The organism is Abyssisolibacter fermentans (assembly GCF_001559865.1).
Taxonomy (GTDB): Bacteria; Bacillota; Clostridia; order Tissierellales; family MCWD3; genus Abyssisolibacter; species Abyssisolibacter fermentans.
On record NZ_LOHE01000055.1, the window covers coordinates 31,885 to 43,705 of the forward strand.

At 29.0% G+C, this 11,821-nt stretch carries 11 protein-coding genes and 1 riboswitch; of the genes, 4 read left to right on the forward strand and 7 right to left on the reverse strand.

Annotated elements, in window-relative coordinates:
• Positions 1 to 16: 16 nt before the first annotated feature.
• Both AYC61_RS09280 and AYC61_RS09285 read right to left on the reverse strand, forming a co-directional pair.
• Positions 17 to 1,621 carry a putative ABC exporter domain-containing protein gene (locus AYC61_RS09280; RefSeq protein WP_066500484.1) on the reverse strand — a complete coding sequence of 535 codons (1,605 nt, stop codon included), beginning with the start codon at positions 1,619 to 1,621 and terminating at the stop codon, positions 17 to 19.
• Entirely contained in the window at positions 1,614 to 2,330 is a 717-nt protein-coding gene (locus AYC61_RS09285; protein ID WP_066500487.1) for an ABC transporter ATP-binding protein, read from the reverse strand. The genes AYC61_RS09280 and AYC61_RS09285 overlap by 8 nt, the downstream gene beginning before the upstream one ends.
• Positions 2,331 to 2,530: 200 nt before the next feature.
• Here AYC61_RS09285 and AYC61_RS22005 point away from each other — a divergent pair, with 200 nt between their 5' ends.
• The gene (locus AYC61_RS22005) at positions 2,531 to 2,653 is read left to right on the forward strand and encodes a hypothetical protein (protein ID WP_275935227.1); all 123 of its coding nucleotides are present in this window, start codon (positions 2,531 to 2,533) and stop codon (positions 2,651 to 2,653) included.
• A gap of 627 nt (positions 2,654 to 3,280) precedes the next feature.
• Here the strand turns inward: AYC61_RS22005 and mnmA are convergent.
• Positions 3,281 to 4,345, reverse strand: coding sequence for a tRNA 2-thiouridine(34) synthase MnmA (gene mnmA / locus AYC61_RS09290; protein ID WP_066500494.1), 1,065 nt, complete (start codon positions 4,343 to 4,345; stop codon positions 3,281 to 3,283).
• A 574-nt stretch (positions 4,346 to 4,919) separates the two neighbouring features.
• Positions 4,920 to 5,007, forward strand: a riboswitch (glycine riboswitch).
• 149 nt (positions 5,008 to 5,156) lie between these two features.
• Here mnmA and AYC61_RS09295 point away from each other — a divergent pair.
• The 3 genes from AYC61_RS09295 (at position 5,157) to AYC61_RS09305 (ending at position 8,357) form a co-directional block, all read left to right on the forward strand.
• On the forward strand, positions 5,157 to 5,429 hold the full coding sequence (locus tag AYC61_RS09295; RefSeq protein WP_066500498.1) for an ACT domain-containing protein: 273 nt from the start codon (positions 5,157 to 5,159) through the stop codon (positions 5,427 to 5,429).
• A gap of 14 nt (positions 5,430 to 5,443) precedes the next feature.
• On the forward strand, positions 5,444 to 6,799 hold the full coding sequence (locus AYC61_RS09300) for a PFL family protein (protein WP_066500506.1): 1,356 nt from the start codon (positions 5,444 to 5,446) through the stop codon (positions 6,797 to 6,799).
• A 94-nt stretch (positions 6,800 to 6,893) separates the two neighbouring features.
• On the forward strand, positions 6,894 to 8,357 hold the full coding sequence (locus tag AYC61_RS09305; protein ID WP_066500512.1) for a chitinase: 1,464 nt from the start codon (positions 6,894 to 6,896) through the stop codon (positions 8,355 to 8,357).
• A 155-nt stretch (positions 8,358 to 8,512) separates the two neighbouring features.
• Here AYC61_RS09305 and AYC61_RS09310 read toward each other — a convergent pair whose 3' ends face one another.
• From AYC61_RS09310 to AYC61_RS09325, 4 genes are all read right to left on the reverse strand, one after another.
• On the reverse strand, positions 8,513 to 9,514 hold the full coding sequence (locus AYC61_RS09310; RefSeq protein WP_066500517.1) for an ABC transporter permease: 1,002 nt from the start codon (positions 9,512 to 9,514) through the stop codon (positions 8,513 to 8,515).
• Between the two features lie 4 nt (positions 9,515 to 9,518).
• Positions 9,519 to 10,526: an ABC transporter permease gene (locus tag AYC61_RS09315; protein WP_066500518.1), complete on the reverse strand. Its 1,008-nt coding sequence runs from the start codon at positions 10,524 to 10,526 to the stop codon at positions 9,519 to 9,521.
• A gap of 1 nt (position 10,527) precedes the next feature.
• Positions 10,528 to 11,373 (reverse strand): ABC transporter ATP-binding protein, encoded by an 846-nt coding sequence (locus AYC61_RS09320; RefSeq protein WP_066500519.1) that lies wholly within the window; start codon positions 11,371 to 11,373, stop codon positions 10,528 to 10,530.
• A 136-nt stretch (positions 11,374 to 11,509) separates the two neighbouring features.
• Positions 11,510 to 11,809, reverse strand: coding sequence for a PqqD family protein (locus AYC61_RS09325; protein ID WP_066500522.1), 300 nt, complete (start codon positions 11,807 to 11,809; stop codon positions 11,510 to 11,512).
• Positions 11,810 to 11,821 lie beyond the last annotated feature (12 nt).

The window sequence follows — 11,821 nt, forward strand, 5'->3', positions numbered from 1 at the left end:
GCTGATAAACTCAGCTTTATTGCTTCCATTCTATTCTATTGAAAATTAAACTACTAAAAGAAAGAAGTAAAACGCATATTAATAAGTTAGTTGCTGTAGAAGCTATAAAAAATGCTAATTTATTATTGAATATAACAGTCATAATTATTCCTGCAATTACGCTCGGTAACACTAATAATACTATCTGAAGCATCAAAAATAGAGGAAATAGTGCTTTTTGATCAACTGAATTTGGGAAAGTTACTCTAATAATAAAATTCGACATAAGATTTAAGATATAAAAGCTCAATACAAATAAAACCATGACTATAGAAATAACAATATTTGTTTTTATAAATAAAAGCGGACATAAGTTATATAGTATGACGTTTATTGTCATTCTTATTATATCTGTTACATTCATTGCTATGATTTTTTGTGCATACGTACCTGGTATTAAGTAAACATATGGTTTTGAAAGCTCATGATTGTTTGCAGTTGCAATGTTAAGTAAAAATAACATATATGCTAAACCTCCATTAGAAATATAAATCACTAGAGAATTCAACTCTAACTTCCTAGCTATAAATCCCGTTATTATACCTCCTATCAGAGCTATTATTGTTAATAAGCTTATATATGGATGAATACCCGTTCTATCATATTCAACTTTATTTTTCCAAATTAATGCCCAAGGACCTCTGCCTGATGCTTTGACATTAACTCTTTTATTCCTAAGTATAAACGAAGTTTTTTTACTATTAACCTGACCTCTTTTTATTTTTTTTCTTAATTCTTTGCTTTCTGTAGCTCCAAGTACATCCTCATAATAATCATCCGCTGTCATATAAGTGCATATTATTATTCCAAACAATGCTAGTATCTGTAATACTAAATATATCAAACTAGTAGTCGTATATCCAATAATAGGTGTCATGAAAACTACCTTTGCCCATCCTATAACTGGTATGTGATTTATAAAATCAGCATTTAAAGATTTTAATACTCCTATATAGAATTTTTCCGAACTCAATAAACTTACTAAAATATATATGATAAATATTCCAAGAAAAATATATACTATTATTTTTACAGCGTTCTTAATGTTATATTTTGTAGATAATGTAAATATCAAAAAATTTATTGGTTCAAACATAAGAACTATACTTATATAGCCAAAATAAAGAAAACTAATATACCTAATATCAACTGTAGTTACATTCCCTATAGTTGGACTTAAAGCTAAAATAAAAATTCCATACAGAAAAAAATTTGCCAAAGTCTTTTTCAAAATATTATAAAGCAGAATTTTCTTTGATGAAATAGGTGCTGGAAATAAAATATGCACATCACCCATCGAAAAAAAAGTTGTTGATGATTTCATTCCTTTAAGAATATAATAAGCTAGCCCAATTATTGATATTAATAAAAATACTGAACCTACTATTTGTGGCCCAAATAACCTCTTCAAATTAGACATATTTTTAGCATTGCTATTTGTAATAAAATTAAAAATAATAGAACCTATCCAAAGTATATACAAAGAATATATTATTAATTTTTTTGGATTCCTTTTAATTTCTAAAATATAATTCTTAAAGACCTTTATATCCTTCATAAATAACAACCTATAACTATTCATCTTTTGTCACCTCTAAGAATATTTCTTCTAGTGAAGTACTGCTTTCTTCTCCTAATTTGGTCTTTAACTCTTCTACTGTTCCATCCGCTATTATATTACCCGTCTTCATAACCAGTACTCTATCACATAAATTTTCTATAGTATCCAATAAATGCGTACTTATGAAAACAGTTTTACCTTGCTGTTTTAACTCCTGAAAAATTAGTTTTGTTTCTCTAATTGCTTTAGGATCTAACCCTATCATAGGTTCGTCAAACAAATATAAATCCGGGTTTGGCAATAACCCGCAACATATAGACACCTTCTGTTTCATGCCTTTTGATAATTCATTTGCTAGTTTATCTTGCTTATCTATCAGATCATATCTTTCAAATAAAATTTGAGCTTTTGTTTCCCAATCTTTTACATCATATGCATAAGCGATAAATTGCAAATGTTCTTTAACTGTTAGCATATCATATAATTCAGGTAATTCAGGTATATATGAAAATAATCGTTTTGCTTTTAAGCTTTTATTAGAAATTCCATCTATTTCAATGGTTCCTTCGTTTGCTCTTAATAAACCTGCTATTGTTTTAATAGTAGTACTCTTACCTGCACCATTTGGTCCCAATAATCCTACAATATTACCTTTTTTTAAAACAAAACTAATATTATCAACAGCTATACTTTTTTTAAATCTTTTTGTTAAATTTTTAATTATTAACATTATTCTCACTCCAAACAACTAAAATTAATTTAATTCAGCTAACATAAAAATAGTTTAATTCATATATTGAAATAATCCGATTCATTATATCATGATATATTATTGAAAGCTAGAGTTATACAACAAAATTATTAACAATAATATTTTTTTTTCATATTATATATTGACGGTAAAATAAATTTATTTAGGAGGTAATACTCGTGGCAAATGGTCTCTTTGATAGTTTATTCTGCGGTGATGGAAGTAGTTTATTATTCTTTTTCTTGTTGCTAGTAATAATTTTCTGCGGATGTTGTGGCGGCGGACATGGTTGTGCTGAATAATAGCATAACTAGTTAGTTTATTTAAACCTAGATTATTCATAAAAAGTTTGATCAGTGAACCCAATTTTGATTTAGAGTGAATCGCTAACTCCTATAAAGAAACTATATAGCGATTCATTATAGCAACTATCTGATTATAAGTTATTCATTGAATGGCGGGCATTCCAAATCGGTATGCCTTCTAATTCAAAGTATATTATTGGGCGCTACATGAATAATCAGAGTTAAATTATATTTAAATAGGGGTGAAAAAAATGACTAGTGGTAAATGTTATGATGGAGGAAGTGAATTATTATTTTTCTTCCTATTACTAGTAATCTTATTCTGTAGCTATTGCTAGAATAAGTCTTTATTTGATTAAGCTATAACTTTATACTATAGTTTAAACTGTACAATTATTGTGAACTCATATAACTAGGCTTAGGTGGAGATTTTACTCCACCTCCCAAAAAAGTTCACTTTTCTTTCTCATATAAATCAAAATTACATCTTTATGCTATCTAAAAATACCATATAAACCTTTCGTATATATAACGAGCTGTCTCAAATAAAAAAATTTTATAATGAGACAGTTCTTATATTTTGAAGCAAAAAAACAATTCACTTTTCCTAAGTATTGTAATAGTTTATTTTATTACAGATATTATTTTACCTCCTCCAATAAGTTCAGAGTTCTTATACAAAACGACTGATTGCCCTATTGCAGGTGCTCTTTGCTTTTCATTGAATGTTACTGTTATTTGATTTTCTGTATCTTTAGTAACTATAGCTGGTATAGAATACCCCCATTGACAAAGTTTAGCCTCTATTTCAATAGCATGATCAATTTTTTTATTAGATATAAAATTTACATCTGTAGCAACAACCCCCTTTGCATAGGTTAATTCATTGGCACCTAATACTATTTGATTTTTATTATAATCTATGTCTACCACATAAATAGGTTTATTAAATGTATATCCTAATCCACGCCTTTGTCCAATAGTATAATTAAATATACCTTTATGTTCTCCAATTACATTACCTTGTACATCTACAAATTTGCCTTTTTTAACATTATCTTTATAATGTCTTTGAATATACAAGCCATGTTTTTTATCTTTTATAAAGCATATACCAACGCTATCTTTCTTTTTGTATATATTAAAATCTACATTTTTCACTAAGTCTCTTACCTGCTGTTTAGATGAAAATTCGCCTAATGGATATATTAGATGCTTTAGTTTTTGTTGTGTTATAGAATACATTAAGTATGTCTGGTCTTTAGTATTAATCTTATGCTTATATATTTTGTATTCATTACTCACATCATCATAACTTAGATCAATATAGTGACCAGTAGCTATATAATACGCACCAAAATTATGTGCTGCTTCAATAAATTTGCCATACTTTATATATTTATTGCATAAGACGCATGGATTTGGTGTTTTGCCACTTAGATAATCACTAACAAAGTTATCTATTACACTAGATTTAAAATCCTTTCTTAAATCAACAATATAATGAGGTATATCTAAGGCATTAGCAACTTTTTGAGCATCCTCTATAGTTGAATCAGTATTATCATCATAAAGCTTCATCGTTAACCCAATGACTTCAAATCCTTTTTGTTTTAATAAATATGCTGCGGCACTACTATCTACACCACCACTTAGTCCAACAACAACTTTATTCTTGTCCAGCTTCATCCTATCATCCTTTAAATTAACCCTGATTATTCATATAACTCCCGATAATATTCTGTAAGTTTCTGAATTAGAAAATTTCAGTGAATTCGAAGGCATACCGAGTTGGTATGTCAAGAATTTAATGGATATCTTATAACAACGAAAGCAATTACGTAGTAATTGCAACACACCGTTTCAACAAGGCGCAAGATTGTGCACTGCCTGTTAAATATAATCGATACCCGCTACCTATAGAGGTGAGGGACATCTTGCGCCTTGTTATAAACAGAATAACTTTATTAATGAAACTCATTCAAAGAATGAGTAAGCGATTCACATAAAATCATAGATTTTAGTTCTCTGCTCATAGTATTTAATTTTCTATGAATAATCTGGGTTTAATATAATATAATTTATTTCTTTTCTATTATACAGCATCTTTTGATTTTTTATAATCTATTTTAAACTGTAAATAAGTTGCAATTTCCTTTATGTTTAGAAAAAATATTGAATATCATATGCTTATATGTTAGAATTACTACAAAATGAATATTTCGGATGAAAATATTGGGAAAATTTTTATTTAACCGATATTAGACGAACCTCTGGAGAGACTCAAATGAGCACCGAAGGGGAAAACCATTTATGGTGAAACTCTCAGGTAAAAGGACAGGGGAAATATAAGGCATTAAGTACATATACTTATGTTTTATTTCCTATTTTCCAGAGACTATCATGTATAGTCTTTTTTTTCTTCAAAGGATTAATATCATTAATTATACCTAGTTTATTAAAGACAAAGGTTCAAACTTATACTTAGGAGGAATTAAATATGAAAGCAATTGTAACTGTTATAGGAAAGGACAATGTAGGTATTATATCAAAAACATCTAAATTATTAGCGGAGCATAATATTAATATTTTAGATATAAGTCAGACAATACTGAAAGATTATTTTACTATGATTATGATTGTAGACTTAGAAAAAATGGATGTTGACTTTCAAGAAATATCTGAAATATTAAAGAATAATCAAAGTTCTATTGGCGTTACTATTAAAATTCAAAGAGAAGATTTGTTCAATTCTATGCATAAAATATCGTAGTTAGGAGTGTTAACATGAATACTAGAAATATATTAGAAACCATTAATATGATTGAAAAAGAAAAATTGGATATAAGAACAATTACAATGGGAATATCACTATTAGACTGCTGCCATCATAATGGTGAAATTGCTAGAGCTAATATATATGACAAGATTACTAAATACGCTCAAAATCTTGTTAAAATAGGTAATGACATAGAAAAAGAATATGGAGTACCTATAATAAATAAAAGAATATCTGTAACACCTATATCACTGATTGCCCAAGCATCATCAGATACTGATTATGTTGCATTTGCAAAAACCTTAGATAAAGCAGCTATAGAAACTGGTATAGACTTTATAGGGGGTTTTTCAGCATTGGTACACAAAGGTTACTCAAAGGGAGACACGATACTTATTGATTCAATTGCACAGTCTTTATATGAAACAAAAAAAGTATGTTCATCAGTAAACGTTGGAAACTCAAAAGTAGGAATAAATATGGATGCTGTTAAACAAATGGGTCAAGTTATAAAAGATACAGCTTACCTAACAAGAGATAATGGCAGTATAGGATGTGCAAAACTCGTAGTTTTTGCTAATGCTGTTGAAGATAATCCATTTATGGCTGGAGCCTTTCATGGAGTTGGTGAAGGCGATAGTGTTATAAATGTTGGAATCAGCGGACCTGGTGTAATAAAATCAGCTCTAGAAAAAGTTAAAGGTGAAAGCTTTGAGGTTGTTGCAGAAACTATTAAGCAAACAGCATTTAAGATTACAAGAATGGGACAATTAGTCGGTAGAGAAGCTTCTAAACGTCTTAATGTACCATTTGGTATTGTAGATTTGTCCTTAGCCCCTACTCCTGCTGTCGGTGATAGCGTAGCACGAATATTAGAAGAAATAGGTCTAGAGCATTGTGGAGCTCATGGAACAACTGCTGCATTGGCTATGTTAAATGATGCTGTTAAAAAAGGTGGTGTAATGTCTTCATCGAATGTAGGCGGATTGAGCGGTGCTTTTATACCTGTAAGCGAAGATGAAGGTATGATAGAAGCTGTAACTAAGGGAGCATTAAACATAGAAAAACTTGAAGCTATGACATGTGTTTGCTCAGTTGGTCTAGATATGATTGCTATCCCTGGTGATACTAAGGCGTCAACTATATCTGCTATCATAGCTGATGAAGCTGCTATAGGAGTTATTAACAATAAAACAACTGCTGTTAGAATTATTCCAGTATACGGTAAATCCTTAGGTGATAGCGTTAATTTTGGTGGACTTCTAGGTAATGCTCCTATTATGTCAGTAAGTAAGTTTTCTAGCGATGCTTTTGTAAACAGAGGTGGCAGAATACCTGCTCCTATACACAGCTTTAAAAATTAAATTATGCTCCTAAGCAATTTAACTATTTGTAACCTTTACATTTTATAAAGGATATATTGATAGTATAAGATATTTTGCTTAGGAGGTTTTTTTATTGTATTACTATTGTTGTATAATTCCATATATGCCTTATAGTAGATATTTAATGTGCCCAATGTATAACCCTTATTTCACATATATTCCTTTAAACTTTAATCCAATGCTTAATTTTATGACATATAACCAAAGAAATGAGTGGAATCAAAATGGATTTTATTTAGAGGGGAATCAAGCAGCATATGATGAAAAAACAAAATTGACTAATGAAAATGAAATAGATGAAGCTGTACGTACTAAACCATCTTTGAATGATAATATTTCATCAAACAAGGTAGTTTATCCTGACTATTCAAATATAGAAGTCGGAAGAGGAAAAAGATGGCCTAAAAAATGCTTTGCTCCTTCTGTTGATGAAACATTACCAATAAAATTCGCTAATGATGCTAAAATAACTAATATACCATATTACAATCTAGGCTATATTGTATCTGAAAGTGATACTGTATTTAAACCTACTTGGGGAATAATTTATCCTGTTGATGACAATCCTATAATAGGCCAAATTAAAAAAATCAGAGAAATGGGTGGAGATGTTTTAGTGTCCTTTGGTGGACCTGCTAATACACCTTTACATGTTACCGCTCCAGATGTTAAATCACTCAAAAAACAATATGAAAACTTTGTTAAAGCATATAGACTTAGTAGAATAAATATAGACTTACAAGGAAAATGGTTAAAAGACACTGCATCAATAAAAAGGAATATTAGAGCTTTAAAATTATTGCAGAACTCTTTATTTTCCGAAAGATATAACCTTCAAATTTGGTTTACTCTTCCTATACTTCCTACAGGATTAACAGATGATGGATTAAAAATAATTCAATACACACTAGATGAAGATTTGATGATTAGAGGTATTAATGTCAAGACAATGAACTTTGGTGCTTCTGCTGCACCTAATCCTGAGAATAAAATGGGGCAATATTCAATACAGGCAATAAATAGTTTGTTCAATCAACTTAAACAGATTTATTCAGATAACAATTTGAGTAAATCAGATAAGCAAATTTGGAATATGGTAGGTATGACACCTATGATTGGAGAAAATGATGTAACAACTGAGGTATTTAATTTAGAAGATGCTAAACAAACTCTAGATTTTGCTAATCAAAAGGAAATAGGAATGATATCTATGTGGTCACTTAATAGAGATAAACCTTGTCCAAATGGTCCAAGTAACAAAATTTCTAATTCTTGTAGTGGTATCGAGCAAAAGGATTATGAATTTAGCGAAACATTTAATGCTTATAATGATACTAGTGAATTTCTAGCTCGTGAAGACTCTAATAAACAACCTAGTGAAGCTATCAATAGATGGAATCCTAATAGAGCTTATGTAGCTGGAGAAAAGGTAGTATATAGAGGTGTTTTATATGAAGCAAAATGGTATACTAAGGGTGATATACCTGATAAAAAAACAGACTATCCTTGGGAAAAACCTTGGAAGATAATAGGATAAAATAGCTGGTAGAAAATAAAAATGCACTTTTTCTAGTCAATATAAAATAAATTGACGTAAGAAAAAGTGCATTTTATCATATTTTTATGGCAAGTATTTATACTTCTAATATGTTAAAAACAAATTTTAAAATTAAATATTTCTATGGTACAAATTTAGTTTAATATTTTATTCCTTCTAATACGCCAATAAATAACTGATGCAAAAACACTGTACAATAAAACAAAAAGACTGTTAATCATCATAATTCCTGTATCTTGGCTTTCCACTAAAGCCCATATACCATTAAATACTGCGTAACTTGGTACAATATAAAAAAGATTTTTTACCCAACCTAAATCATTTGGTATAAAGAAACCTATAAAAGGTACAAAAGTAAATATTAAAAGTACAACCTTTGTCATGATAATGACAACCATTTGATCACTAGAGTAATGACCTAAATACAGACCTACAAGCGTTGACATAACACTTCCCAACAACAATAAAATTATCGTTTGTACTATTGGTATATTTACACCTATTACAATAATAAGGGTAATAAAACCAAGTATAAAAGAACCAATAAACCCAATAATGCTTTTTTGAATGATGTAAGTTATATGGGACATTGGAAGAATTTGATTAACAATGTCAATACCATCTTCTTTCTCATCAACAATATTAAATGCATTGAATACTGATCCTAAAAATAATCCCATTAATACTGTAATTGTTACTAACAATGTAGTTAAGTAATCTTTATCATTAGTCATCGCTTCTAAATATAATGCATCAAATGAACTACTGTCTTTTAAATAATTGTGAAGTGAAGCAAGTTGTTCAGATTCTACTGCCAACTCATTGCCCTGTAGTAAAAAATCATAATTATCAGTTTGTTTATTGTATAAAATTCCAATATTATCACTATTCGGACTCAATATATACATTTCTAAAGTATCCCTATCTTTAAAAGACTGCAGTACACAAAACTGATTAAGAGACATAATTTGTTGTGATGACAGCTGACCTTCAACATAACCTATAGATTGTTCAATAACCACATCTCCTGCAAACAAGCGAATACAAATAGCTAGTATAATAGGAAAAAGCGCAGATACCCATACCATTTTATCCTTAGATAAAATTTTAAATTGTATATTTAATCCAGTAAGCATAGTTTTAACCCCTTTCAATTTCCCTTTTCATTAATCTATAATTAATGATTGTCAGCCCCAAGATTACTATCATACAAATAAGAGCATATGATAAGATTGAATCTGGCTTTTTCATAAAAACATTATACAAAGCTGAAAAAGCATAATAGGTTGGTAAAATATAAATCCCTTTCCAATCTAATGATGATGTTACAAATAAGAATACCGGTGACGTTACCAATACAACAATTACAGTATAGGCAAAAATAAATTGTTTAAAATTGTTATATATCACAGAAAATAGAAAGCCTAACATTACCATTATTGGTGACAGTAATATAACTTGTAATATTATTTCAGGTAAAATGCTTAGAGAATATTCTACTCCAATATTAATAAAACACATTGTTACTACAAAAATTATCTCAAGGAAAAGAAATAGTAATACCTTTGAAGCAATATATAATAATTTAGATCCGGGTAAAATACCATAAACTTTAATTACACCCATGGATTTTTCTTTAAAGAATAAGGAAGCAACACCTAGAAAACTAATAGCAGTTATCTCAAAAAATACTATTACACTTGTCATGGTAGAACGCTGCTTCAGTTCTAAATTTCCCTTCTCTAGGTATGTAATAGGAACTTCACTATCATAATTAGCCATTAATTTATTTAAACTATACAAAGCTTTATTTTTATCAGATTTGTCACTTACATGATATAAAAGTATACTATACGGATTGCCTGACTCATTTACCCTTATGCCAACTCCATCTGTATCTGTCTTTAGCGCATCATACAAAGCTTCTTCACTTTTAACAATAGTCAATTTCTCATTTTCTGATACAACCATCTGATACTGATTTTCAAGTAAAACATATGTGTTAGTAGTATCTCCTCCTTTACTTATATAAACAAAATTAATGTAGAGAGAGTAAACAATAATGGATGCAATCATAATCAATATGAACTTATGCCGTATAACTAGCTGGACATCTTTTTTAAGCAGTACAGTAAACTGTTTTAACATGTTACTTCAGCCCCCTACCTGTAACTTTAATAAACACATCCTCCATAGATAGTTCTTTTGTATGTATTCCTTTAATAATATCATATTTAAATGGAAAGCCATTTAATATTTCTTTTGTATTCAGTGTTATTTGCTTACTAATACCATTTAATTCATATTCTACATCCACGAGGTTTTGACCTTCGCTGTTTTTTAATATTTTAGGTGCATCCATTGCTTTAATGTCTCCATCAATAATAAATGCAACTTTATCACATAATTCATCTGCAACATACATATTATGTGTTGTAATAAATATAGTTGTGCCTTTTTCCCGTTCTTCTTTAATTATCTTTTTAATAAGTATTGCACCCGCAGGATCTAATCCACTGATAGGTTCGTCTAAAAATAAAATTTTAGGATTACTCATCAACACACGAGCAAAGCTAGCTCTTTGACGCATTCCCTTTGAATACCTTTTAACGGCTTTTCTTCGGTATTCTTTCTTTAAATTAACCAATTCAAGCACTTCATCAATATCTCTTAGCTGCTCTTTAGGATAAAAGCTTCCAAAGTATTTTAAATTATCAACTGCACTTAAAGAATTATATAAATAAGGTAATTCAAACAGAACTCCTATATCATTATAAATTTCTACACCATGATTCTTTATCTCTTTTCCTGCTATTTTTACTTCTCCCTTATGATGATTTAACAACCCAGTTAAAATTTTTTGTGTAGTAGATTTACCAGAGCCATTTGGTCCTAAAAAACCAAAAATTTCTCCCTTTTCAACAGAAAAATTAATATCTTTTAGTATAGGTATACCTTTTTTGTAACTAAAGTTTAAACCTTTGACTTTTATCATTTTAACCCTCCTTTTTTTAAACTTAATAGACATTTAGTTTCTTATGTTTTTTAAACAAAATATTATCTATCCATTAATAAGTAACACTATCTATAATATTGTATATTCTATTTGTGAATATTTTATCAGTATAAATTTATATATTTGTAAAATTTATTAAGTGATTTATTTCTAATTCTCTTAGACTAACAAAAACATCCATGTTTATTTTTTCTTCATCTACTCCTTTATACTTATTATTTACTTTGCGTAATATAGTAGCAGTTGTAGTTCGACCATCAATCTTCATTAAAATATATGCAGCAAGCTCATTTAACGATATGATACAACTTTTTCTTAAAGGCTTTACAAGATAATATTGTCCTTCTTTTCTAATCTTAAACCGTAATGGTTCAGGAATTCTATTGGATAGAATATCATATATTTTTTTATCCATATTATCCTCCTT